General features: G+C 71.1%; 22 protein-coding genes. 9 read left to right on the top strand and 13 right to left on the bottom strand.

The window, feature by feature from the left end:
* Positions 1 to 2 precede the first annotated feature (2 nt).
* Positions 3 to 998: an ABC transporter ATP-binding protein gene (locus ACQP2P_RS02945; RefSeq protein ID WP_433613012.1), complete on the top strand. Its 996-nt coding sequence runs from the start codon at positions 3 to 5 to the stop codon at positions 996 to 998.
* A gap of 21 nt (positions 999 to 1,019) precedes the next feature.
* Here ACQP2P_RS02945 and ACQP2P_RS02940 read toward each other — a convergent pair whose 3' ends face one another.
* The 7 genes from ACQP2P_RS02940 to folP form a co-directional block, all read right to left on the bottom strand.
* Complete coding sequence (locus tag ACQP2P_RS02940) at positions 1,020 to 1,493, bottom strand: hypothetical protein (RefSeq protein ID WP_433082807.1); 474 nt, start codon at positions 1,491 to 1,493, stop codon at positions 1,020 to 1,022.
* A 50-nt stretch (positions 1,494 to 1,543) separates the two neighbouring features.
* On the bottom strand, positions 1,544 to 1,831 hold the full coding sequence (locus ACQP2P_RS02935) for a hypothetical protein (protein ID WP_433613010.1): 288 nt from the start codon (positions 1,829 to 1,831) through the stop codon (positions 1,544 to 1,546).
* 10 nt (positions 1,832 to 1,841) lie between these two features.
* The gene (locus ACQP2P_RS02930) at positions 1,842 to 3,254 is read right to left on the bottom strand and encodes an ABC transporter permease (RefSeq protein ID WP_433613008.1); all 1,413 of its coding nucleotides are present in this window, start codon (positions 3,252 to 3,254) and stop codon (positions 1,842 to 1,844) included.
* A 108-nt stretch (positions 3,255 to 3,362) separates the two neighbouring features.
* Positions 3,363 to 3,872 carry a DUF3180 domain-containing protein gene (locus tag ACQP2P_RS02925; RefSeq protein ID WP_433613006.1) on the bottom strand — a complete coding sequence of 170 codons (510 nt, stop codon included), beginning with the start codon at positions 3,870 to 3,872 and terminating at the stop codon, positions 3,363 to 3,365.
* 77 nt (positions 3,873 to 3,949) lie between these two features.
* Complete coding sequence (folK, locus tag ACQP2P_RS02920; protein WP_433613004.1) at positions 3,950 to 4,471, bottom strand: 2-amino-4-hydroxy-6-hydroxymethyldihydropteridine diphosphokinase; 522 nt, start codon at positions 4,469 to 4,471, stop codon at positions 3,950 to 3,952.
* Positions 4,472 to 4,532: 61 nt separating this feature from the next.
* The gene (folB, locus tag ACQP2P_RS02915) at positions 4,533 to 4,907 is read right to left on the bottom strand and encodes a dihydroneopterin aldolase (protein WP_433613002.1); all 375 of its coding nucleotides are present in this window, start codon (positions 4,905 to 4,907) and stop codon (positions 4,533 to 4,535) included.
* On the bottom strand, positions 4,904 to 5,701 hold the full coding sequence (folP, locus tag ACQP2P_RS02910; RefSeq protein WP_433618943.1) for a dihydropteroate synthase: 798 nt from the start codon (positions 5,699 to 5,701) through the stop codon (positions 4,904 to 4,906). Before folP ends, folB begins: the two co-directional genes overlap by 4 nt.
* 360 nt (positions 5,702 to 6,061) lie before the next feature.
* On the opposite strand from folP, the gene ACQP2P_RS02905 reads away from it, so the two are divergent.
* Genes ACQP2P_RS02905 through ACQP2P_RS02875 form a run of 7 tightly spaced genes read left to right on the top strand, consistent with a single transcriptional unit; the run spans position 6,062 to position 14,583 of the window.
* Positions 6,062 to 6,376, top strand: coding sequence for a hypothetical protein (locus tag ACQP2P_RS02905; RefSeq protein WP_433613000.1), 315 nt, complete (start codon positions 6,062 to 6,064; stop codon positions 6,374 to 6,376).
* Between the two features lie 12 nt (positions 6,377 to 6,388).
* Positions 6,389 to 6,763: a hypothetical protein gene (locus ACQP2P_RS02900; protein ID WP_433612998.1), complete on the top strand. Its 375-nt coding sequence runs from the start codon at positions 6,389 to 6,391 to the stop codon at positions 6,761 to 6,763.
* Complete coding sequence (locus ACQP2P_RS02895) at positions 6,760 to 10,248, top strand: ATP-binding protein (protein WP_433612996.1); 3,489 nt, start codon at positions 6,760 to 6,762, stop codon at positions 10,246 to 10,248. The genes ACQP2P_RS02900 and ACQP2P_RS02895 overlap by 4 nt, the downstream gene beginning before the upstream one ends.
* A 5-nt stretch (positions 10,249 to 10,253) precedes the next feature.
* Positions 10,254 to 12,221, top strand: coding sequence for an MFS transporter (locus tag ACQP2P_RS02890; protein WP_433618941.1), 1,968 nt, complete (start codon positions 10,254 to 10,256; stop codon positions 12,219 to 12,221).
* An 8-nt stretch (positions 12,222 to 12,229) separates the two neighbouring features.
* Positions 12,230 to 12,772, top strand: a complete 543-nt coding sequence (locus ACQP2P_RS02885; RefSeq protein ID WP_433612994.1) for a hypothetical protein — start codon at positions 12,230 to 12,232, stop codon at positions 12,770 to 12,772.
* Positions 12,773 to 12,832: 60 nt separating this feature from the next.
* Positions 12,833 to 13,984, top strand: coding sequence for a M23 family metallopeptidase (locus ACQP2P_RS02880; protein ID WP_433612992.1), 1,152 nt, complete (start codon positions 12,833 to 12,835; stop codon positions 13,982 to 13,984).
* Positions 13,981 to 14,583, top strand: a complete 603-nt coding sequence (locus ACQP2P_RS02875) for a hypothetical protein (protein ID WP_433612990.1) — start codon at positions 13,981 to 13,983, stop codon at positions 14,581 to 14,583. Before ACQP2P_RS02880 ends, ACQP2P_RS02875 begins: the two co-directional genes overlap by 4 nt.
* Before the next feature lies 1 nt (position 14,584).
* Here ACQP2P_RS02875 and ACQP2P_RS02870 read toward each other — a convergent pair whose 3' ends face one another.
* Positions 14,585 to 15,220: a hypothetical protein gene (locus tag ACQP2P_RS02870; RefSeq protein WP_433612988.1), complete on the bottom strand. Its 636-nt coding sequence runs from the start codon at positions 15,218 to 15,220 to the stop codon at positions 14,585 to 14,587.
* A gap of 166 nt (positions 15,221 to 15,386) precedes the next feature.
* Between ACQP2P_RS02870 and ACQP2P_RS02865 the strand changes: the two genes are divergently transcribed.
* Positions 15,387 to 17,393, top strand: a complete 2,007-nt coding sequence (locus ACQP2P_RS02865; RefSeq protein ID WP_433612986.1) for a hypothetical protein — start codon at positions 15,387 to 15,389, stop codon at positions 17,391 to 17,393.
* Between the two features lie 312 nt (positions 17,394 to 17,705).
* Here the strand turns inward: ACQP2P_RS02865 and folE are convergent, their stop codons facing one another.
* The 5 genes from folE to tilS form a co-directional block, all read right to left on the bottom strand.
* Entirely contained in the window at positions 17,706 to 18,332 is a 627-nt protein-coding gene (gene folE, locus ACQP2P_RS02860) for a GTP cyclohydrolase I FolE (protein ID WP_433618939.1), read from the bottom strand.
* Positions 18,333 to 18,394: 62 nt separating this feature from the next.
* A complete protein-coding gene (gene ftsH / locus ACQP2P_RS02855; RefSeq protein WP_433612984.1) occupies positions 18,395 to 20,392 on the bottom strand; it encodes an ATP-dependent zinc metalloprotease FtsH in 1,998 nt (665 codons plus the stop codon).
* 224 nt (positions 20,393 to 20,616) lie between these two features.
* Complete coding sequence (gene hpt, locus ACQP2P_RS02850; protein WP_433612982.1) at positions 20,617 to 21,192, bottom strand: hypoxanthine phosphoribosyltransferase; 576 nt, start codon at positions 21,190 to 21,192, stop codon at positions 20,617 to 20,619.
* Positions 21,193 to 21,272: 80 nt separating this feature from the next.
* On the bottom strand, positions 21,273 to 22,874 hold the full coding sequence (locus ACQP2P_RS02845; RefSeq protein WP_433612980.1) for a gamma-glutamyltransferase family protein: 1,602 nt from the start codon (positions 22,872 to 22,874) through the stop codon (positions 21,273 to 21,275).
* Positions 22,875 to 23,374: 500 nt separating this feature from the next.
* Positions 23,375 to 24,280, bottom strand: a complete 906-nt coding sequence (tilS, locus tag ACQP2P_RS02840; protein ID WP_433612978.1) for a tRNA lysidine(34) synthetase TilS — start codon at positions 24,278 to 24,280, stop codon at positions 23,375 to 23,377.
* Positions 24,281 to 24,704 lie beyond the last annotated feature (424 nt).

Below are 24,704 nucleotides of genomic sequence, written 5' to 3'. Positions count from 1 at the left end.
GCGTGGACGTTACCGCGAAGCACGATGCCGCGCCGATCACGCTCGATCGGCTGCGCAAGGTGTATCCGGACGGAACGGTCGCGGTCGAGGAGCTCGGCCTCGAGATCGGCGCCGGCGAGGTCACGGTGCTGATCGGCCCGTCGGGCTGCGGCAAGTCGACGGTACTGCGGATGGTGAACCGCCTCATCGAGCCCTCCGGCGGCCGCATCCTCATCGACGGCACCGACGTCACGAACGCGGACCCGACACAGCTGCGCCGGACCATCGGCTACGTGATCCAGAACGTCGGGCTCTTCCCGCACCAGAACGTGCGCACGAACGTCGGCACGGTGCCGCGGATGCTCGGCTGGGACAAGGGCCGGACCGCCGCCCGCACCGACGAGCTGCTCGATCTTGTCGGGCTGCCCCCGGCGCAGTACGCGAAGCGCTACCCGCACGAGCTCTCGGGCGGCCAGCGTCAGCGGGTCGGCTTCGCCCGGGCGCTCGCGGCGGACCCGCGGGTGCTGCTCATGGACGAGCCGTTCTCGGCCGTCGACCCGATCAACCGGAGCCGGCTGCAGGACGAGTTCCTCCGGCTGCGGCGGGCGGTGCGCAAGACCACGATCCTCGTCACGCACGATCTGCAGGAGGCGATCAAGCTCGGGGACCGCATCGCGGTGCTCTCCGACCACGCGCAGCTGCAGCAGTACGCCACCCCGGCCGAGCTGCTCGCGCGGCCCGGCAACGAGTTCGTCGAGCGGTTCGTCGGCGAGGACCGCGGGATCATGCGGCTCTCGGTCACGCCCATCCCCGCCGACGGGCTGCGGCCGGTGGCGGAGGCCGGCGACGACGCGCCGGTGGTGTCGTCCGGCGCGACGCTGCGGGAGGCGTTCGGGGCGATGCTGGCGGCGGGCCGCGGTGCCGTGGTGGTGCGCGACGGCGACTCGCCGATCGGCGCGCTCACCGCCGCCGACGTCCAGGTCGCCCTGGCGTCCGCGGCGGTGGACACGCCCGCGTGAGTCCGGCGGCGCGGGCGGCGGTTATGGCCGCCGCCCGGCCATCGTCGCCAGGCCGATGATCCAGCCCACGATCAGGCCGTAGCCGGCGCCGCCGGCCGCGTTCGCGGTGGCCTGGCCGAACGACGGGTTCGACAGCAGGAACGAGGTGAGGAAGGCCGCCAGCGCGGCCGCGAAGATGTAGGCGGCCCACCCGGTGAAGATCGCCGAGATGGTGCCGCGCGACGAGGCCAGCTGGGCGCCGACCAGCAGCGTGATGAACAACGCGGTGAAGACGATCAGCAGGATGGCCTTGAGGTCGGCGCCGAGCAGGTCGCGCACGGACGCGTCGCTGTCGAAGGCCCAGGCCGGCCAGGCCAGGGTCTCCAGGAAGATGCCCCGGTCGCCCTTCTGGGTCCAGTCGACGTACCAGGGGCTGCCGAAGATCAGCACCAGGAGAAAGGCGACGAGCGTGCCCGCACTCGTCGCGGTGCGGTAACGGGATCGCGTGATTGCCATGCCGGGATAAGGCCCCCCGGCCGCGAAAAATAAACCGGCGACGATTTGTGCTACTTGTCGGCTTTCATGATGTAGTCGATGAACGCGGCCCGCACGAGCGGCTCGTTCTCGCCGTACTCGTGCTTGGTGACCTCGCGCCACAGGGCGACGGCGTCGTCGATGGTCGCGTCGAGGGAGCCGATCCAGCCGTCCTGGGTCTCCTCGTCGCTGTGCGTCACGTGCGTGAACAGATCCCAGAAGAACTTGATGTCGCGCTTCTGCCGCGCGAGGGCGAACGCGCGGTCGCGCAGCTCCTCGGTGGAGAGGGCATCGAGCTGTTCGAGCGTGACGTCAGTCATGGTCACCAGGCTATCTGGTGCCCCAGCGCTCCTCGACTCCCCAGCCGCGATCGGAGTCGCGCGAGGTGTCGTAGCCGCTGGTGGCGGGCCAGCTCCCGGTGCGGCTCGAGGGCGGGGACCAGTTGTCGTCGGGCTCGGGCTGCGGCGTGGTGATCGGCGGCGGGGTCCAGGGCGCCTCCTCGGCCTCCTGCGCCGCGGTGCGCGGGCGCCCGAAGGTCTCCACGAGCCGGGTCACCACCAGGCCGAGGCCGATCGCGCCGGCCGCGAGCGCGACCGGCTGCAGCTTCCAGCCCTCCGCCGCGGTGTACCGCAGCAGCAGCGTGATCACGGCGACCGCGAGCAGCGTGCCGAGCACCCCGCCACGGCGGCCGAAGGCCGAGGTGCCGCCGGCCAGCGCCGCCCCGAGCGCGAGCGCGCCGACCGTGAACCCGCCGAAGGAGGCGCTCGCGTCGCCGGCCGCGACACCGCGGTCGTCGAGGGCCACGAGCACCCCGCCGACCGCCGCGAGCAGCGCCGACCCGGCCAGCGCGAGCCCGGTGAAGGTGGCCGCGCCGCCGCCGCGCCGGTCGGCCGGGTCGTGCACGGGCCGGAAGCGGCCGAGCCCGCGCCGCAGCGGCCGGATGACGCCGAGGGCGCCGCCGCCGGCCGCGAGCACCGCCACGCCGATCGCCCACCACATCGCGTGCGGGTGCGGGTCGTAGGCGCCGGCGACGAGCTTCTCGGCGGGCTGGTTCGTGATCCAGGCGATGAGCGCGAGGGCGGCGCCGAGGCTGGCCGCCCAGCCGGGCACGTGGAAGGCGACGACCAGCACCGCGATCACCACGCCGACGCCGACGGCGATGAGCCCGGTGATGGCGGCGGTCATGAGCAGGCCGCGGTCGGCGTTCTTGGCGAAGAAGAGGGCCGCGGCGAACGCGATCGGGCCGAGGGCCAGATTCGGCGCGCCGGCCCGCAGGGTGAGGCCGGCGGCCACGGCGACCAGGCCGAGCTCGGCGCCGGAGAGCAGCAGCGCGCGCAGCTCGGCGCCGCGCAGCGCCGCGGGGCTGGCGTCGCGGAGCAGGTACAGCAGCGCTCCCGCGGCCAGCAGCAGCACCAGCTCCCAGAGGGCGTGCACGGCATAGCGGTCGCGGCCGGGCTCGCCGTGCTCGGGGTCGTCGAAGACGTCGCCGAGCTGGCGGACGGTCGGGGGCCGGCGCCGGGCGTCGGGGCTGCTCTCGGCGGCCGGGGAGCCGTAGGCGGGCGAGACCGGGAAGCTGCCGGGGGTGTAGACGGACTGGCTGGAGACGCCCAGCGTGGGCGCGTCCTCGGGCACGCCGCCCGAGCGGAAGTCGGGCTCTTCCCGGAATCCGGGCTCACCGCGGAACCGCGAGTCGTCGTACGCCATGGCGCGCGCCTCCTGCCAGCCGACGGGTACGGGTCGCACAGTAACCGCGGAATGTGACCGGCGACAGACCCTGCACACGAGGATCCTGCGCCGATCGGGCCGGATCCGCGCGCCGAGCGGGTCCGCGGCCCCGATCAGGCGGGCTGATCAGGCATTCTGGTCGTCCGGCGTCCGGTCGCTGCCGGGTTGGCGGTTCTGCCGGGGCAGGTCCTTGTCCCGGTCGCTCGGGGGCACACGGCAGGAGCGCTCCAGCCAGAGCGCGGCGGCGATGAGCACGATCGAGCCGGCCACGCCGAGCAGGGCCTGAGGCAGGTTCTCCGACACCTTGGCCAGCACGCCGCGCTGCGTGAGCAGCCAGGTGGACAGGCCCACGTACATGCCGCCGAACAGGGCCGCGACCAGGGCGGAGGCCTTGCCGAGGACCGCATACCGCGCGATCACCAGCGGCTGCAGCGGGCCGGCGCCCTCCTTGCGCAGGATGCGGTTGCGGGTGGAGTACGCCTCGATGCCCTCGAAGATCGCCAGGCCGATCAGGGTCAGCGGCGGCAGCCAGGGCAGCGTCGGCAGGCTGTTCCAGAAGTTGCTGATGGCGATCCAGGCCAGCGCCGTGGTGGCGAGCGCCGCGATCACGAGCGTGGCCGGGCGGGTCGGCTCCATCCGGCCCTTGGATCCGTTCGGTCCGTTCGTGTTGTGGTCTTCGGGTGACGGCGTGCCCATCTGCTTTCCGCTCCAGATCACGTATCGAGGTGGACGTCAACTCTTGGACGCAGGTCGGCGAGGTCGGAGGCGACCACGTCGGCGCGGAGCAGGTCGTTGACCCATCCGTGCCCCGGCAGCTGGGCATACGGCTGGATGTCGAGCCAGGGCCGGAGCACGAATGCGCGCAGGTGGGCGCGCGGATGTGGCAAGGTCAACTCGGGGTCGCCGGAAGTCACCGGCGCCCCGTCGTCGTTCCACACGGCAATCACGTCAACGTCCAGCGTACGCGGGCCGAAGCGGCGCGCGGGATCACGCACGCGTCCGGCCGCCTCCTCGAGCCGGTGGGCGGCCGCGAGCCAGTCCGCCGGGGCGGCGTCCGGGTCGGTCGCGAGCAGCACCGCGTTGAGGTAGTGCGGCTGGTCGGGATCACCCCAGGGGGGCGTCTCGTACACCCCCGAGACCAGGAACACCCTGTCCCCGAGCCCGGCGACGGCGCCCCGCAGGTGGGCCTCCCGGTCGCCGAGGTTGCTGCCGAGCGACAGCACTGCCCTCGTCACGCCGCCTCCTCACTTCGCTCGTCGGTGGCGTGCCCAAAAGCCTGAGCCGCCTGCGGACCGGTCACGACCGCTCCCGGCGGATGACCACGGCGACATCGGTGAACTGGAGCGGGATCGGGGCGTGCGGCTTGTGGACCGTGACGGTCGCGGCCCGCACCCGCTCGTCGGCCAGGCAGACGTCGGCGAGGCGCTGGGCCAGGGTCTCGATGAGGTCGACCGGCTCGCCGGAGACGACCGCGGCGAGCCCCTCGGCGAGCTCGCCGTAGTGCACGGTGTCCTTGACGTCGTCCGAGGCCGCGGCCGGGCGCAGGTCGAGCTCCAGGTCGACGTCGATCACGAAGTCCTGGCCCTCGCGGCGCTCGAAGTCGAACACGCCGTGGAAGCCCCGGACCGTGAGCCCCCGCAGGGCGATCCGGTCGCTGCTGTCGGGTCTCACTCCGCCGCCCTCATCGCCTGCCACACCTTGATCGCATCCACGTTGCCACGGACGTCGTGAACCCGCACGCCCCACGCGCCGGCGGCGACCGAGAGCACCGTCGTGGCGACGGTCGCGGCCTCGCGGTCCTCGGCCGGGCGGTCGTGGCCCTCGGCGTCGGCCAGCAGGCGGCCCAGGTGCGACTTGCGGCTGGAGCCGACCAGCACCGGGTGGCCGAGCGCGACCAGCTCGGGCAGGTGGGCGGCGAGCCGCCAGGTGTGCTCGGGCCGCTTGGCGAAGCCGAGCCCGGGATCGAGGATGATCCGCTCGGCGTCGACGCCGGCGGCGACCGCGGCGTCCACGCGCTCGAGCAGCTCGGCGGCGACCTCCTTGACCACGTCGCCGTAGACCGCAAGCTCCGCCATCCGCCGGGAGTGCCCGCGCCAGTGCATGAGCACCCACGGGCACCCGGCCGCGGCCACCACCCGGCCCATGTCGGGGTCGGCGAGGCCCCCGGAGACGTCGTTGACCAGCTCGACCCCGGCCTCGAGCGCGGCGGCGGCGACGGCGGCGCGGGTGGTGTCGATGCTCATCGCGATGCCCTCGGCGTGCAGGGCGCGGATCACCGGCAGCACGCGGGCGGACTCGGTCTCGGCGTCGACGCGCCCGGCCCCCGGACGGGTGCTCTCCCCGCCCACGTCGACGATGTCGGCACCCTCGGCGGTCATCTGGCGCGCGTGGGCCACCGCGGCCTCGAGGTCCGCGTAGCGACCGCCGTCGGAGAAGCTGTCCGGGGTCACGTTGAGCACGCCCATCACGAGCGGCGTTGAACGTCGCAAGACCGTCACTTGAATGAAGGTACTCAACTCAATGCGGCCGCCCGGTGGCGACCTGCGACAACCTTAGGGGGAGGGCGCTCAGCCACCTCACGAGGCACACTGTGCACACTGACCACGCTTCGGTCAGCTTGTTGGAAAGAGTGCTGCAACGTACTCTCTGCAAGTGAACGTTATTCGGACCGTTAAACCCGACAAAGGGTATTTAGCAGGGCAAACGCCCGGATAAGGTTCCGCTGGAGGACGACACAGCAGCCGGGGTTGTACCCCTGGGTCGTCTTTTCGGCGAGGCTTAACGCGCGGCGTGCACCTCGCCCGTCGCGCCTCCGGGGAGGTCTGATGATGTTGATGGAGATCGGCCAGGCGATGTGGGGCTCGGCCGCACGCGCCGTGGATGCGATCGCCCTCGCGCCGACGCCAGCACCCGAGCCGAAGACGATCAACACCGACGGCATCCTGACGTTCTTCACGACCAAGATCGTGCCGATCCTGCTGGCGGCGCTGGGCGTCATCTTCATCGGCCGGGCCAGCAAGGGTGAGGTCTCGCGCGTCCTGACGAGTTCGGCGATCGCGATCATCGGCCTGGCGTTCGTGGCCGGCGCGGCGTCGCTGTTCTTCTTCGGCGACTCGCTGGTCAGCCTCATCTTCAAGTAGGTCTGACCTGCCATGCGCCTGCGCACCGACGACGACATCTACCGGGCCCGCCTGGTCTACCTCGGCCCGCCGGGCTACACGCTGCCCATTCAGCTGCCGTACGCGCAGTACGGGGTGTTCGCGCTGCTGGTGCCGCTGTTCATGTTCATCCGCTACCTGATCACGCTGCACGTCGACTACTTCCCCGCCTACGAGATCGCCCTCGCGATCGTGGCGACGTCGCTGATCTTCCGTTACGTCGACCCCGATCGACCTGCCCGCATGGTGGTCCGCACCGCCCTGACCGACTGGCGTCACACGCGCGAGCCCAGCTCCGAGCAGCGTGACGCCCGCCTGGTCGCGTCGAAGGTGCGCATCCGCCCGGACCTCACCGGTGAGCTCGTATGACCACTCCGCCTCCCCGCAAGTCCGGGGGCTATCAGGACCGCTCGGACATCGACGACGACGCTGCGCAGTCAACCGACTACGATGGCGGACTTCGGGCGGCGGCCGAGGGCGGTCGCGTCGCGATGTTCCGCGGCACCGGACCCGGCGCGCCGGGCTCGTCGCGCCCCGTGGGCGAGAAGGGCACGAACGGCGGCACGGGCCGCTCCGGCGGACCGCAGCGGCCGGTGAGCGCCCAGCCCGCGCCCGAGGTCGACTCGCCGTTCCTGGGCCTGTTCGACGAACAGCCCAGTGGTCCCCCGCGTGACCGGCTGCGGGCGCTGGAGCCGGGCCCGGGCCACGCCGACCGCGTCCAGCCCGTCTCCGGCATCCCGATCTCGGCCGCGCCGTCGTCGGGGGCGCCGCGGGCGCCCGAGGACCTGCGCGCGCCGAAGCGGGCGATCCCGCGCAACCCCGCGACCGCGAACGGCGAGCGGCTCCCCACGCGTCCGGCCCTGAGCGACCGACCGGCGGCTCCGCCCGCCCGTCCGGCGCTGCCCGAGCGGCCGGCGTACGACAACTGGACCGAGAGCAACGGGCGCCCGGCGCTGCGCGGGCGGCCCTCCGTGCCGGGGCGCGACCCGTCGGGCGAGCACCCGCCGCTCGGCGATCGCCACCCGCACGGGGGACCGGCCCGCGCCGGAGAGCGGATCACGCCGACGGATCAATGGGCCGCCGATCGGTACGGGGCACCCGCGGGGCGGCCTCCTGCGGGCGGTACCGCACGAAAAGCGGTGACCACGGCACCACCGCCGCCGGCGCGACGGACCCCGCCCGCCCGCGGCGTCCCCGCCCAGCAGCCGCCCCGGCCGCCCCGCGCCACCCCGCCGCCGCAGCGGGGCCGCCGGACGCCGCTGGACAAGGTGCCGAAGCCGAAGCAGAAGGACCGCAGCGCGGCGATCGACCTCGCGATCACCGAGATCGCCGGGCACCTGACGTTCACGCCGAACACGGTCACGGCCTGGTACTGGCTGCCCGAGGTGCGCTGGGCGTTCCGCCCCGACGCCGAGCGGGAGGCGCTGCTGTCGGCGATCTCCGAGCAGTACGCGGGCCTGGCCGGCTTCCGGCTGCACCTGCGGCGCACGACCCGGCCGTTCCCGGCCGACCAGTGGGCGCGCGTGGTCGACGGCAACACGCCGCACCCGCTGCCCTCCGTGCCCGGCGCGCCCTCCTGGTCCGACCACCTGGTCAACGCCCAGAAGCACCTGCTGTCGATCAATCACGCCGAGGGTCAGACGTACCTCGGGATCGCCTTCGCCCGCCGCACGCTGGGCGACACGCTGTCCGAGCGCATCGGGTCACTGTTCAAGCGCGGGGTCGCCGACGCCGAGCGGCGCCGCATGGCCCGCACCGTCGAGCAGTTCGACGAGGTGCTGGGCGCCTTCGGCATGCGCGGCCGGCGGGTCACCGCGTTCGAGCTGGAGTGGCTGCTCTACCGGTCGGTGGCGCTGTGCATGTCCCCGCCCGGGCACATCGCCTCGCTCGACGGGTCCTGGGAGGCGGGCGACCTGCTGGCGCTGACCGAGGCGGTGGAGCGCTATCGCACGCCGTACGGATCCACGGTGAAGCTCGTCAATCGCCAGACCGGCGAGGAGCGCCACGTCGCCGTGCTGACCGTCGGGCGCATGGAGCCCCTGGAGATCCCCGAGCGGCACGAGCCGTGGCTGCACTTCCACGAGCGGCTGCCGTGGCCGATGGAGCTGTCGTCGCGGATCGACATCCTGGGCCCGAACGACTCGTTCCGCAACCTCGAGCACCGCCTGCGCCTGATCCGCTCGCAGCAGGCCGACTACTCCGAGCACGGCATCGACGCGCCCCCGGAGCTCGAGCGCCTGGCCAAGCGGGCGCTCACGATCGGCGACGAGATCAGCACCGGCCTGCCCGTCGACTCGTCCCGCGCGCACGGCTGGCATCGCGTCGCGGTCGGCGGTCGCACCCGTGAGGAGTGCCTCGAACGGGCCCGCCGGATCACGCAGATGTACTCGCGGGAGATGCGCGTCGCGCTGCAGCACCCGAAGAACCAGGACTGGCTCGCGCGCGAGTTCATCCCGGGCGAGCCGCTGGCCAACACCGGCTACCTGCGCCGCATGCCGGTCAAGCTCTTCGCGGCCGCGCTGCCCCAGGCCGCCTCGACCGTGGGCGACCGCCGCGGCGACCTCATCGGGCGCACGGCGGGCACCTCGCGCCGCCCGGTCTTCCTCGACCTGCACTTCCCGATGGAGGTGCGGGAGCGCTCGGGCCTCGCCGTCTTCGTGGCCGAGCCCGGCGGTGGCAAGTCGACCCTCATGGGCGCGCTGGGCTACCTGTCCGCGCGGCGCGGCGTCCAGGTGACCCTGCTGGACCCGTCCGGACCGCTCGCGCGCCTGTGCAGCATGCCGGAGCTGGCGCCGTATTCGCGCGTGCTCAACCTGACCGGCTCGGAGCAGGGCACACTCGCCCCCTATGCCCTCATCCCTACCCCGCAGCGCGGCCATTACGCCCCCGGCCCGGCCGGCGACCGCGAGTTCGAGATCGCGATCTCCAACGCCCGCGCCGAGCGCCGCATGCTCGTGCAGGACATCTGCATGATGCTCGTACCGCCCCAGGTGGCCCGCGAGGCCTCGACGGCGACGATGCTGCGCCACGCCGTCCGTCAGGTGCCGGCCGAGGAGTCCTCGACGCTCGAGGACGTCATCCGCTCGCTGCGCGACACCGGCGACCACGACGCCACCGAACTCGGCAACCTGCTGCTCGACACCGCCGAGATGCCGCTGGCCATGCTCTTCTTCGGCTCCCCGCCCCCCGGCCTGCTCGGCGCCGACGCGGCCCTGACCGTCATCACGATGGCGGGCCTGCGACTGCCCGACCTCAAGATCGAGCGCGAGTACTGGTCGGCCGAGGAGTCGCTAGCCCTGCCGATGCTGCACACCGCCCACCGCCTCGCCGTGCGCCGCTGCTACGGCGGCGACATGTCCCAGCGCAAGCTCGTGGGCCTGGACGAGGCCCACTTCATGGAGGGCTGGCGCTCGGGCCGCTCCTTCCTCGTCCGCCTCGCCCGCGACTCCCGCAAGTGGAACCTCGCCGCGCTCGTCGCCTCCCAGAATCCGAAGGACATCCTGGGCCTGGACGTGCAGAACCTCGTCTCGACCGTCTTCGTGGGCCGCATCGCCGAGGACAGCGAGATCGCGGCCGAGGCGCTGCGCCTGCTGCGCGTCCCCACGGACGTCGGCTACGAGCAGACCCTCGCGGCCCTCTCCCAGGTGGACACCAGCTCCTCGTCGCGCCTGGGCTTCCGCGAGTTCGTGATGCGCGACGTGGACGGGCGCGTCCAGAAGGTGCGCGTGGACGTTTCTTATGTTGCGGATCTGCTGCGGTACCTCGACACCACGCCCGGCGGCGTTGCTCCTGGCGCTGCCTTGGGCGGGGAGGTCGTGGACGTCCACGACGATGAGCCGGAGGATGAGCGGTGAGACGCCTGCCCGTGTACGTGGTTGTGGTCCTCGTCGCGGCTTTGGCGACATTGTTCGCAGGGCCTATGGCCCCGGCATCAGCTTCACCAACGGCTTACGCCCCCGGCGACCCCCTCTGCACCGTCGATGCTTGGCGCGTTCCAGGCAACTTCCAAAGCTGCGCAGATCGCCTTCAAGTCGATATTCAGGGTCGACTCAGTTGCCTGGACGCTCCAACGCCGAGTGCGCCCGACTCTGGCATGGCCGGGTGGTTTGCCAAAGAGCCCAACATCCCCAATGTCTCAAGGCTTCGTTTCCGATACAGCAGCTACGGCTATGCCGGCTACGATTTTTCCACGTACGACCTCAAGTGCGCGTCAGCGGTGACCAATCCGAGCGCCGACTTCGAGAACACCGTCGCAAACGGCGAGTTCCTATTCGCCACATCCGTCATCGGCGCCTCGAATGCGGTACGTGAACGCGCATGGGACCCGTCCTACATGTGGGGTTGGGCGGACCCGCTTGTGGAACAGGCAACCAAAGCAATATACGACAAGGTTTTCACCGCTTTCGGAGCGGTCACCTTGACGATAGTCGGACTTTATCTGCTGTGGCGTTCGCGGCAATCCGATCTTTCCAGCGCTGTCACCACGGCCGGGTGGGCAATCTTCGTGATGATCTTGATCACCGGAATCGCGCGCTGGCCAACCTGGTCAGCAAGTCTAGCCGACCGGGGGCTTGTATCAAGCCTGGGAGTCGTCCACGAGGCGGTCGGGCCGCCATCTCAGGCCATTCCTCCAGACGAGTGCCACAATCCCGACAAACAAGCCTGTGAAGATCCTCGACCGCCAGCCGTTCGAGCGAGCGACACAGTCGTTGACGGTCTCCTATACCAGAACTGGCTACGAGGTACGCTCGGCTCTGCGGATACCGAGACGGCGCGGAAATATGGCCCCGCCCTATACGATGCAAAGTCATTCTCCTGGGATGAGATCAACACCATCCGCGAGGACGAGCGTCGTGCGGCGAAAGATGAGGAGCAACGTATTCAGGAGGGACGACCGGGCCCTCCGATCGAGTCCAGCATGCGCAAAGCCATGATAGAGCGCAAGCAGCAACGCTGGATGAAAATCGCCGAACAAATCAAGACCGAAGACCCTGAGGCCTATGAGCACCTCCAGGGAGGTAAGGGCATGGATCGAATCGGAGCAGGGTTCCTTGCAATCCTCTCCGCCATCTTCTTCGCCCTCTTCGACATCACTTCTTCTGTCCTCGTCATCCTCGGTTTCTTACTGTTCCGGTGGGCAGTCATCGCGGCGCCCGTACTCGGCACGTTCGGACTACTGCGACCAGCAAATGCGGGACTGCGAAGGCTTGGCAACGCAGTTATTGCAGCCATGTTCAACATCATAATCTTCGGTACGGGATCGGCGATTTATCTTTTTGCGGTTACGTTGATTCTCAAAACGGCTTCTTTGGCGCCTTGGCTGCAGGTTTTGCTCATCTGGCTCACCGGGGTTGTTGGGTGGCTCTTGCTGCGGCCGTACCGGCGGATTACGCAGCTCGGGGGGAAGGACTCCACGCGGGCGCTCACCTCCGCCGGGAGTTGGCATCGGTTGTTCATGCGGGATGTGCGGCAGGCGGCTGCGCTCAAGGTCGTGGACGCCGGGGGGACTCGGGAGCCGGGCTCGCAGCGGCGCGGGGAGAGGGTGGAGACGCAGCAGCGGCCGGAGTCTCGTAGTGAGGACACCGTTTCTGTTGGCGGTGGGGAAATCGCGCCCGTTGAGCGGCCCGAGACCGGAGGGGCTGGGCGCAGTCGCGGCGGTAGTGGTGGGGCTGGGCGGCAGACTCGGCGGCGAGAGCCGTCCTGGGATGAGCCCGATGTGCCGGCCGAGAATGCGCCGTCGTACTCGATTTATCGGCCCGGGTCGGAGCGTACCGGGTCCGAGCGGGCGCCTGCCCGGCGGCCTGAGTCGGCCAGTCTTCCCGGGTAGGCGACAGTATGCGTACGGTCCTTCGGCTGCTTGGTACGCGGTACGGCATCGCGCTGGTGCTCGTCGTCGTGGTGCTCATTGTCGTGGGGCTCGGGCGGACCGTGCTCGATCGCGGGGACGGGAATTCCGCCAATGATGCGCTCGGGCCTACCGTCGCGGCCGTTCCTACGTCGGCGGACCCGTATGCCTCGCTCGGGGATGACGGGGTTGACGAGAGCGCCAATCCGGCGCCGTCGCTCAGTAAGGGAGCGGCTGACGTCTCCACCGTTGCCACTCGGTTCGCGAAAGCTTGGCTCCGGAAGCCTGGCATCACTGGGGAGCAGTGGCGGGCCGGGCTGAAGGCCGACGCCTCGGCCGAATTGATGACCGATCTCGCCGACACCGACCCGGCGGACGTGCCTACTGACGCGGTTACCGGGGACGTACAGCTGCAGAATGTCGGCCCGGCGACCGTGGCGCGGATTCCGGCTCAGGGCGGGACGATCGTGCTGGAATTGCAGGCTTCCGGTGGGCGGTGGCTCGTCACGTCGCTCGACTGGGAGACCGCATGACGAGCGGGCCGGCATTCATGACGATCTGGGTCGGGGCACGTCGCGGGGCTTGGAGGCGTCGTGAGCGTTCTCGGTGATGACGACGATTTCACGGTACCGACGCAGAAAAAACGGCTTCGTCCAGCACTCATCGGTGCTCTTTGTCTCGGCCTTGTGCTGCTGTGCTGCGGGGGCGGGGCGGTCGCGTTCTTCATGGATGCGGCGCGGAACACGCAGGACTATGACGCGGCCGGGTGCGGCAACGGGCAACTCGTCGACGTGGCCGCGAAAGCGTTGCCGGAGCATCATGAACTCTCCGACGAGCAGGTGCGCAACGCGGCGATCATCGTCCGGGTCGGACAGGATCTGAAGGTGCCGCCGCGCGGGTGGGTGATCGCGGTCGCCACGGCGATGCAGGAGTCGAGCCTGCACAACCTGCCGAATCTCGGGGCGCGCAACGATCATGACTCGCTCGGGCTGTTCCAGCAGCGGCCGAGCACCGGGTGGGGTACGCCGGCGCAGATCATGGATCCGCAGTACGCGGCGCGGAAGTTCTACGAGAAGCTCGTACAGGTGCCCGGCTGGGAGCAGATGAGTCTGACGCGCGCGGCGCAGAGGGTGCAGCGCAGCGCGTACCCGAACGCGTACGCGAAACACGAGGCGCCCGCGAGCACCGTCGTCAACTCGCTCACCGGCGGAGCGGCGCGCGCGGTCGGCAACTCCAACCAGCTCACGTGCGTCAGCGGGGATCAGATCGCGGCGTCGGGCTGGACGGCGCCGGTGAACGGCGAGGTCGGCTCGGGGTTCCGGACCGCCTCGCGCCCGACCCACCAGGGCGTGGACCTCATCGTGCCGCGCAACACGGTGATCCGGGCCGCGGCCGCCGGGCTCGTGGTGAAGGTGCGCTGCCAGGCCCACCTCGCCAACGGCACCGAGTGGGGCTGCTGGCGCGACGGGTCGCCGTCCGTGCTCGGGTGCGGCTGGTACGTCGAGATCCAGCATGCGAACGGCTATCTCACGCGGTACTGCCACATGATCAAGCAACCCAGTGTCACCATCGGCCAGCACGTCGCGCCCGGCCAGGAGATCGGCTTCTCGGGCACGACCGGGCACTCGTCCGGGCCGCACCTGCACTTCGAGGTACACATGAACAGCGATCCGAGCAACAATGGCGCCATCGATCCCGTGCCGTTCATGCAGCGCATGGGCGCGCCGCTGGGGGTCAAGTCGTGAGCTCCGAGGACTTTCCCGACTGGGATCTGCTGGCTGGAAGCGGTGAACGCACACCGGCCGGGATCGAGCTCGTGCCTGCGTCGTCGCTTCGCAGTCTTCGCGGCCTGCGCGCGGTCGTCGGGCTGCCGGGGCTGGGCTGGCGCGGGGACCTGCGCATCGACGACGCCATCGTGCAGGCCTCTCGGACCTTTGTGCCGGCTTTGCCGGAGCAGGAGTGGTACCGCGCCGAGACCGAACAAACCGAGGTGTTCGCTCCCCTCGTCCCGCTCGAGCGGGTCTGGGTCGAACGCGTTTCCAGCACCGTCGACCCGCCGTCGGACCTCGCGCTGGTTTCGCTCGACGCGCCGCCCGCCCGATTTCCACGGCGGGTTCGGGAGGTGCCTCGGGTCACCGGCTCACGGGTGGTTCGGGTGCCCGGGCCTGACGACAAGACTGGGCGGGATCAGCGGGATTTGCGGGCGGTGACCGAGGCGTACGACGGGGTTGAGGGGGACATCTGCGTGCGGGTCTGCCGGGAGGTGGACTGGTATCGGTGGGCGTGGAGTGGACAGGCTCCTAAGACCATGGAAGTGCCGGTACACCTGCTCTGGGTCGAGTAGCTCAGCCCCGGCGTTCCGCGCCACAGATCCGCCAGCCCTTGGCGTTGACGAAATGGAAGGACCACTTCTGAAGCTGAACCGATGTGGCCCCGTTATTTTCCGGTATGGCGACGTTGAGCGTTGCCTCGACGTCGGCGGAGTCCCCGTTCACCGAAGGCGCCAAATCCGATGCGGACACTGTTATAGCGATGCTGTATTTCGTCTCGAGCACACGAATCTCGTCGAGAGCCTGGTCAATCGCCTCCAGATGCGGAGCCGCGCATTCGAAATCTGCCGACCGGATCGCGTCGCGATTATTGAATCGGACGTCGACGTACTGGACGAGGGTAACCGTCGGGCTGCCTCGGTCTGGCTCAGCGGCTTGGCTGTAGAAGACGAAAGCGGTAATGCCGCCCGCCAGACAACTCAGCGCGACGATCGCCAGGAGGGTCCAGAGGATTGTGCGGCGGACTTGGCCTGGTTTGCGGGGCTTTCCCGGTGGGGGAGCCGGCGGTGGCGGGGGCCCAGTGCGGGGCTGGCCGATCGGCACCCCCTTGCCGATGACCTCGCCCTCAAGGACCTCGTTCTCGCCCGAACGCGAGCGTGGAATCGACCGCCCGTGGTCGACGTTCGGCTCGTTGGGAATCGATGGGTCCACGCCCCAGAGGCTAGCCGCCAAGCGCCCCCAGAGCACCCTCCCGCGCCGGGAAGATCCGAAGGCGACGCGGCTACCTGCGACAACGCGTAAGCCCCATGGCGCCTGCTGACGAGAATGCCCGTCTGCGTTACCGTTCCCGTCATCTGCTTGGGTCGGAAGGGGCACGGTGGCACGCCTGCGGGCACGGATCGAGCGAGCGGCTGCGCAGCATCGGCACACCGCTGCGCTGGTCGCCGCCGCCGGGCCGATCCTCGAGAGGTACTCCCCCAACGCCGCCCCCGCGGAGCAGTACGCCGAACAGCACGACCTCGCCGCGAGTCTGCGCTCCAACAGCGCGCTGCTCGCGCCCGGGTGGCTCGGGGCGCAACTGGACGCACTGGCGCCCAGCACGCCGCTCGGCGGGCCGCTGCCGCCCACGTTCGTGCGGGTCGGGCAGGCGCATCCGCTGGATGACGCGCGGTTCCCGGTGATCGTACCGCTGCTGCGGGCCGGCCATATCGCGATCGACGCCGATGCGCGCGACGCGCGCGTGGGTGGGCTGCTGCGCAGTCTCGTGCTGCGGCTGCTCGCCTCCTCACCGCCCGGCTCGGTGCGGATTCGGGCCATCGACGCCGTGGTCGACGGCGGGACCTTCGATTGGTTCACCGGGATCGACTCGATCATGCCGCGGCCCGCGAGCGACGCCGAGGGGCTGCGCAGCGTGCTCGACGAGGGCGAGCGCTGGCTCGCCGCGCGCACCGACGGGCCGGCCCCCACGCTGCTGATCGTCATCGCGTCGCTGCCCGAGCTCACCGAGGGCCGCGACCTCGCGCGCATCGCGCAGCTCGCGCACGCCGGGCCGGCCGGGCGGCTGCACCTGATCGCCGCGGGCTGGCCGCCGCCGCCGCTGACGCAGGAGACGACCCAGGCGCCGCTGCCGCACGCGACCCAGATCGCGATCCGCAACCCGCACGCGTGGGTCGGCGACCCGCCCGGCGCCACGTTCTCCGGCACCGGCACGGGCCCGAGCCGGCTCAACGCCCCCGTGTACCTCGACCCCGGGCCGCCCGTCGAGCTCGTCCGCCGCGTCTGCGCACAGCTCAGCGGGCCGTGGACGGCGCCGCCGGTGCCGGTGGGCGAGCCGAGCCGGACGGCCTGGCTCGAATACGTGGCGGCCGGCCAGCGCCTCGACGCCGTGCGGCGCGAGGTGATCGCGATCGTGGCCGAGCACAAGTCCGCGCTCAAGGCCGCCCAGCAGGACCTGCACAACATCCGGGCCAAGCTCGCGCACCACGAGGCCTACCTGTCCGAGGTGGCCGGCGAGGCGGGCGGGCGCCCCTTGGAGCTGCGTCCGGCGTGGCCGGAGATCCAGGCCGCGCACAACGCGCTGACCTCGGGCCCGCAGCCGGTCGACCCGCGCCGCGGCGCGCCGATGGCCCCGCCTCCGCCGCCGGCCGCGCTCTCCGGTGGCAGCGGCGCCTGGCCGCAGGGGCAGCGCATCCTCACGCCCCCGGTCAGCGCGCCCCCGTGGCCGCCGGTGTCGGGCGCGCCCCCGGTGTCGGGGGTGCCGACGTCCGCCATGCCGGGGACGCCGGCCGTCGCGAGGGCCGCGGGGTCCGCGACGGGCGGCCATCCGGTGGTCGTACCGCGCAGTGCCCCCCCGATCCCCCCGAACCCGCACAACACCGGGTCGGTCCCGCGCGTCCCCGTCAGCGGCGTGCCGAACCGCGTCAGCGGCGTGCCCGTGTCCGGCCCGGGCGGAGCCGTGGGAACGGGCGTCGTAAGCCCGCTGAGCCCACCGGTGCCGGGATCGGTTCCGGGGAGGGTGTCGACGGCACTGCGAATGGCCGCGGGCGGTCTGAAGCGCTCTGAGGCGGAGTTGACGACCCCGGGTCGCCAGGCGGCGTCCAACCGCCGCGTGTGGGTCAACGCCGGCGTCTACTTCCTGTTCGCACTCCTGGCCGCCATCGTGCAGATCCCGGCGCTGCTGGCGAGCGAGGAACTGAGCGGCGTCGGTCTTCTGGCCCTTCCCTGTGCGTTGGTACTGCCGGCGCTCTCCTTCGGACTCGGCTGGCTGACCATCGGCGCGATGACCCGCCGCACGACGTCCCGAACCCCGGTGCTGGGCCTGGTCATCAGCCTGATCGCCCTCATACCGATCCTCGTGTTCGGCGGCGTGATCCTGTTCTTCTGAGCGCCCCGGCGAACGCGAAAAGCAAACCACCCCAACGCCCCGGCGAACGCAAAAAACGAACCACCCCAACGCCCCGGCGAACGCGAGAAACAAACGACTCCAGCGCCCCGGCGAACGCGAAAAGCGATCGACCCCCAGCGGCCCGGCGAACGCGAAAAGCGACCGGCCCCCAGCGACCCCGCGAATGCGAACGCCGATCGACCCCTAGGTTCACGAGCGCGAAAAGCGAACGAATCGGCCCGGCGGCAGAAAGACGCCCGCAACAAAGAACCCCTGTGCCCGGTGTGGGCACAGGGGGTACAAATGCAGCAATCAACCGTGCATGATCAGCGCCATCGCCTCGGAGCGCGACTTGGCGTCGTCGCGAAGCAGTCCCCGGACCGCCGAGGTGATCGTGCGCGAGCCACCCTTCTGGATGCCCCGCATCGACATGCACATGTGCTCGCACTCGATGACCACGATGACGCCCCGCGGCTCGAGCTGGGCCATGAGCAGGTCCGCGATCTGTGAGGTCAGCCGCTCCTGCACCTGCGGCCGCCGCGCGAACACCTCGACGAGCCGCGCCAGCTTCGACAGCCCGGTGATGCGCCCGTCGACGCCGGGGATGTAGCCGATGTGCGCGACGCCGTGGAACGGCAGCAGGTGGTGCTCGCACATGGACTGCACCTCGATGTCCCGCACGAGCACGAGCTCCTCGTGGTCGGCCTCGAAGGTCGTGTTCAGCACCTGGGCCGGGTCGACGCGCAGCCCCGCGAACAGCTCGGCGTAGGCCCTGGCGACGCGGGCCGGCGTCTTGCGCAGCCCGTCGCGATCGGGGTCCTCGCCGACCGCGGTCAGGATCTCCCGTACCGCGACCTCGATGCGCTTCAGATCGACGTTGCGCTCGACCTCGACCCCGCCCAGCCGGCCGCTGACGAGCCGCGCCGCGACGTGATCCAGCTCCTGGTCGGCAACGAGCCCGACACCATCGTCGGTGTCGGGCTCGGTGCCGCTGTGCTCGCTCAGTGCGTGCCGTCCGGGGTCTCGCCCCCGCCGATGCGGACGTGGTCGTCCGCGCCGAAGCCGGTGGGCTGGGCGACCTCGGAGCCGTTCGCGCCGGCCTCGATCGCGCGCCGGCGACGGCCGTTGCCGCTGTAGGGCGCCATCGGGGGCCGCTTGACCACGCGCGCGCAGATGCGGGTCATGTCGGCCTGCGAGATGGTCTCCTTCTCCATGAGCTCCTCGACGATGTTGTCGAGGACATCGCGGTACTCGACCAGGATCTCCCAGGCCTCGTCGTGCGCGATCTCGATGAGGGAGCGCATCTCGGCGTCGATCTCCGCCGCGATCTTCTCGGAGTAGTCCCGCTCGTGGCCCATCGTGCGGCCCAGGAACGGCTCGCCGTCGCCGGTGCCGTACTTGACGGCGCCCAGCTTGGCGCTCATGCCGTACTCCGTGATCATCGACCGGGCGAGCGCGGTCGCCTTCTCGATGTCGTTGCCGGCGCCGGTGGTCGGCTCGTGGAAGACGAGCTCCTCGGCGGCGCGACCGCCCAGCGCGTACGCCAGCGTGTCGATCATCTCGGAGCGCGTCTGGGTGTACTTGTCCTCGGTGGGCAGGACCAGCGTGTGGCCCAGCGAGCGGCCGCGCGACAGGATGGTCACCTTGTGCACCGGCGCTGAGTGGGGCAGCGCCCAGGCGACGAGCGCGTGACCACCCTCGTGGTACGCCGTGACCTTCTTCTCGTGCTCGCTCATCACGCGGGTGCGCCGCTCCGGGCCGGCGATGACCCGGTCGATGGCCTCTTCGAGGTAGTCGTTGGTGATCGCCCGCTTGTCGTTGCGGGCCGCCAGCAGCGCCGACTCGTTGATCACGTTGGCCAGGTCGGCACCGGTGAAGCCGGGCGTGCGACGGGCGACCGAGTCGAGGTCGACGTCGGGCGTGAACGGCTTGCCCTTCGCGTGGACCCGCAGGATGGCCTTGCGGCCCTCCATGTCGGGGCGGTCGACCGCGATCTGCCGGTCGAAGCGGCCCGGGCGCAGCAGCGCCGGGTCGAGGATGTCGGGCCGGTTGGTCGCGGCGATCAGGATGACGCCGCCCTTGGTGTCGAAGCCGTCCATCTCGACCAGCAGCTGGTTGAGCGTCTGCTCGCGCTCGTCGTGACCGCCGCCCATGCCGGCGCCGCGGTGGCGACCGACGGCGTCGATCTCGTCGACGAAGACGATGGCGGGCGCGTTGGCCTTGGCCTGCTCGAACAGGTCGCGGACGCGGGAGGCACCGACACCGACGAACATCTCGACGAAGTCCGAGCCGGAGATCGAGTAGAACGGCACGCCCGCCTCGCCGGCGACGGCCCTCGCGAGCAGCGTCTTACCGGTTCCGGGCGGCCCGTAGAGCAGCACGCCCTTCGGGATCTTCGCGCCGAGCGCCTGGTACTTCGCCGGCGCCTGCAGGAAGTCCTTGATCTCGTGGAGCTCCTCCACCGCCTCGTCCGAGCCGGCCACGTCGGCGAACGTCGTCTTCGGGGTGTCCTTGGAGATCAGTTTCGCCTTGGACTTGCCGAAGTTGAGCACCCGGGAGCCGCCGCCCTGCATCTGCGACATGAACAGCAGCAGCAGGACCACCAGCACCGCGATCGGCAACAGGTTGATCAGCAGGCTGATGAAGATGTTGTCCTGGGTGACGTTGACGTTGTACTCGTCGAGCTTCTTCGCCGACTGCAGCGTGCTGAGCTCGTTCTGGAGTTCGTCGGCGCTCTGCGAGGAGAACTGGCCCTGGACCTTGTTGGTTTCCGTGCCCTTGACCTTGATCTTGTTCCTGAGATCGAGGTTGAGCGTCTGCTCCTTGTCCTGGATCACAGCCTTCTTCGCGTTGCCGCTGCGAAGCTGCTCGAGCACGACGGACGTGTCCGCCTTCGTGTAGCTCGGGCCGGAAGTGAAGAAGGAACTGAGCACGATGGCACCGATGATCACCAGAAGGATCCAGACCACCGGCCGGCGGAACAAACGGGTACGTTCCATGTTGTCGTCGGACGCCGCGGCGCCCGGCCCCTCCATCCGTAAGGCCGTCAACCGCGCCGGACCCACTTTCCGACGCGGTGCCGAAAGCGCCGCCAAGGTATGGGCTCAGTTGACGCTTGCGACCATTTGACGGTACACCGTGGCACCGACAGTCGCGGATCGGCGTGGGCCGGGGACGAGGTGCTCCCAGCAGACTCCCAGGAAACGTCCGCCGAACAGCCAGGTCAGCCGCGCCCGTAGACCGACGGCTTCAGGACCCCGACGAACGGCAGGTCACGGTAGCGCTCGGCATAGTCGAGGCCGTATCCGACGACGAACTCGTTCGGGATGTCGAATCCGACGTACCGCACCGGGATGTTGACCTTCAGCGCGTCGGGCTTGCGCAGCAGCGCGACCACGTCGACCCGGGCCGCCGAGCGGCTCTCCAGGTATTTCAGCAGCCACGACAGCGTCAGCCCGGAGTCGACGATGTCCTCGACGACGATCACGTGCCGCCCGGCGATGTCCCGGTCGAGGTCCTTGAGGATCCGCACGACTCCCGAGGACGTCGTGCCCTGCCCGTACGACGAAACCGCCATGAACTCGAGCTCCACCGGCGGGCCGACCCGCCCCAGCGCCCGCGCGAAGTCCGCCATGAACATGACGGCGCCCTTCAGCACGCCCACGAGCAGGATCGATTCGGCCTCGGCGTGATCGGCCGCGACGTGCTTGGCGAGCTCCGCGGTCTTCTCGCGGATCTGCTCCTCGCTCACGATGACGTGGTCGATGTCGGACGAGTGCCAGGTGGTGCCGTCGGCCATGCGACAAGCCTGCACTATCGGCGGCGCCGGATCGACGCGGGGTGTCCCAATGAGAGACCTGTCTCGCTGCAGGTTTTCCGTCAGTACCCCATCACCTGCCCGTCCGCGCGAGGCTCCGACCCCGCTGTGTAACCGGCGGCGGTTCGCCAGATCGCCTGCCCCATCCCGAACGCGCCCGGATCACGCTCGACGAACACGTTGTGACCTCGCCGTCGCAGTCCGTCCACCTCGGCGGCCAGCCCCGGCTCGACCAGCACGTCGAGGCCGCGATGCCAGTACCACCGCGGCCGGTCCAGCGCCGCCTGCGGATCGAGCCGCCCGTCCACGGTGGAAAGGACCACCTGGACGTGCCCCTGCGGCTGCATGTGCCCGCCCATCACGCCGAACGGGCCGACCGGCTCGCCACCGCGGGTCAGAAAAGCCGGGATGATCGTGTGATAGGGCCGCCGCCCCGGGCCGACCGCGTTCGGATGACCTTCCGCCAGCACGAACCCGGCGCCGCGGTCCTGCAGCCCGAACCCGGTCCCGGGCGGCACCACGTAGGAGCCGAACCCCATGTAGTTCGACTGGATCAGGCTGACCATCCGCCCCGCCGAGTCGGCCGTGCACAGATATACGGTCCCGCCCCGCCCCGGCTCGCCGGCGCCGTACCGCCCGGCCCGCTGCCCGATCAGCCCCCGCCGTCCGGCCAGGTAGCCGGGCTCCAGCAGCCCCCGCACGGGCCCGCCGGCGCCGGGATCGGCGACGAACGCGTGCGCGTCGGCGAACCCGAGCTTCATCGCCTCGATCTGTTCGTGCAGCGACGGCTCCGCGTAGCCGTCGAGCACGCCCAGCGCCACGAGCGCCGCGATTCCCTGCCCGTTGGGTGGGATCTCCCAGACCTCGTGCCCGCGGTACGACACGGAGATCGGGTCCACCCAGACCGACTCGTGCCCGGCCAGGTCGCCGGCCCGCAGCAGCCCACCGGTTCGCTCGGCGTGCGCGACGATCGCGTTCGCGATGTCCCCGCGATAGAAGTCCTCGCCGTCGGTGCTCGCAATCCGCCGCAGCGTGTTCGCCGCGTCCGGATTGCGCCACCGCTCCCCCGCGCGCGGCGCCCGCCCACCGAGCGTGAACACCCGCCCCCACTCCGCGAACTCCGCCCCGGCGAGCGCGGGATACACCCGCTCGGCACCGACCCGCCACGCTTCGGCAACGCGCGGTGACACGGGGTAACCCTCATCGGCGTACGCGATCGCGTCGGCGAACAGCTCCGCGAACGGCAGCGACCCGAACCGCGCGTGCAGGTCCCGCCACCCGGCCGGCGCGCCCGGCACCGTGACGGGCAGCCATCCGCGCGTCGGCATCGCGAGCTCGGCGTCGCCCTGGTGCCCCCCGAGCCCGTCGGAGGCGCTGGTGGCCCCCGCAAGGGCCAGGTCGCGCGTGAGCAGCGCCGGCGACCGCCCGGACGCGTTGAGCCCGTGCAGCCGCTCGCCGTCCCAGACCAGCGCGAACAGATCCCCGCCGATGTCGTTGGACCCCGGCTGCACCACGGTGAGCGCGACGGCGGTGGCGATGGCGGCGTCGATCGCGTTCCCGCCGCGCCGCAGCACGGCCAGCCCCGCACCGGCGGCGAGGCTCTGACTGGTCGCGACCACCCCGCGAGGAGCGAAAACCGGAGAACGCCGGATTTCGTACCGCATGTGCCCACCCTCCCCATCCGCCCGACAATGCCCACTCAGCAGACCACCTGGATCGGCCCCGAGAACAGTCCCCCTGATCGCGCCTCAGCGCTTTTCGCAACCGCGCTCCTGGCGTATGCGGCGACGCTCCCCGACATAGCGCGCAGCACGACCCGGCGATGTGTTCGGTGCGCCCTGACGATGTGCGCGGTGTGTCTCTGCGCACGTGCGCAACGCGCGGCGGCCATGTGCGCGACGCGTCCCGGCGCATGTGCGCAGCGCGGAGCCGGTGGGCTGGGCGCTTGAACGGCGTCCGGGGAGCCTTCCCGCAGCGCGGAGCCGGTGGGCTGGGGCACGTCAGCGGCGTCCGGGGAGCCTTCCCGCAGCGCGAAGCCGGTGGGCTGGGGCACGTCAGCGGCGTCCGGGGAGCCTTCCCGCAGCGCGAAGCCGGTGGGCTGGGGCGCGTCAGCGGCGTCCGGGGAGAGCCTTCTCGTGGCGGGGAGTCGGTGGGCTGGCGCGGCTCAGCGGTGTGCGTGCAGCCTTCCCGCGGCCCGGGACACGAACAGGGCACCGGGCAGCGCCACGGCGCCCTGGCCGCGCCAGCGCACGATCAACGCGTCGAGGGCGTCCACGTGCCGGTGCGACAGATCCGTGCCCGGCACCCCGAGGCGCAGCGCCCACGCGTGCAGCACCCGGCTGCGGATCGGACCCGGCATGCGCCGCAGGTCCGCCACCGCCAGCCCGCCAGCGTCGTCGAGCGCCCCGTTCAGCGCCTCGGCGGCGAGCCCGTCGAGGTACGCGGAGTCCGCCCCGACCAGCCGGGCGGTCCGGGCCAGGTTGCCAACGACGCCGTCGCCGAGCGCGGCCACCAGCGGCCGCACCCGCGACCGGGCATAGGCCGCGTCCTCGTTGTGCGGGTCCTCCCACACCGCGAGCCCCTCGGCCGCGCAGGCCGCCCGGGTCTCGGCCCGGCTGACGTCGAGCAGCGGCCGCACGAAGAGCACCCCGTTGCGCACCCGCCGCGGCGGCATGCCCGCCAGCCCGCGGGGACCGGATCCCCGGGCCAGCGCCAGCAGCACGGTCTCCGCCTGGTCGTCCCGCGTGTGCCCGAGCAGCACCATGGCGGCGCCGAGCTCGATCGCGGATGCCTCGAGCGCCGAGTACCGGGCCTCGCGAGCCGCCGCTTCCGGCCCCCCGGCACTCCCGACGCGCACGGTCCGCACCTGCACGGGCGCGAACCCGCGATCGACCGCCCAGTCGGCCAGATCCCCGGCCCGCTCCGCGGACCCGTCCTGGAGCCCGTGGTCGACGGTCACGAGCCCGCAGCGAACCCCCATCCGCCGGGCCACGAACAACGCCCCCACCGCCAGCGCCATCGAGTCCGCCCCGCCCGAGCAGGCCACGAGCACCGTGTCCCCCGCGGACACCCCGGCACCGACGTGAGGGGCGTTCCCCGCGGGAACCCCGGCACCGACGTGAACGGCGTACCCCGCGGAAAGCCCGGCACCGACGTGAGGGGCATTCCCCCCGGGAACCCCGGCACCGACGTGAACGGCGTTCCCCGCGGAACCCCCGGCACCCACGTGAGCGTCGCCGGCGAGCCGAAGCGGCGCGTCGCAATCGGGTTCGGTGGCGGGCGCCCGCTCGGTGACAGCCGGGCTCCCGGCCCATGGCGTGTGGTCCTGGGCCGCCATCGCCGTGGCTGGGTCCAGGAGCCGCGGCATGTCCGCGGACGCCGAGGGCCGGGAGCCCGGAGCTGACTCGCCGCCGGCGGCCCGGTCGGACTGCCGCGACATGTCCGCGGACCCCATGGGCCACGGGTCAGCGCCTGACTCGCCGCCGCTCTCAGGG

The organism is Dactylosporangium sp. CA-139114 (assembly GCF_050955725.1).
Lineage (GTDB): Bacteria > Actinomycetota > Actinomycetes > Mycobacteriales > Micromonosporaceae > Dactylosporangium.
The sequence above is the reverse complement of the archived record's forward strand: the minus strand, read 5'-3'. Positions and strand labels throughout refer to the sequence as shown.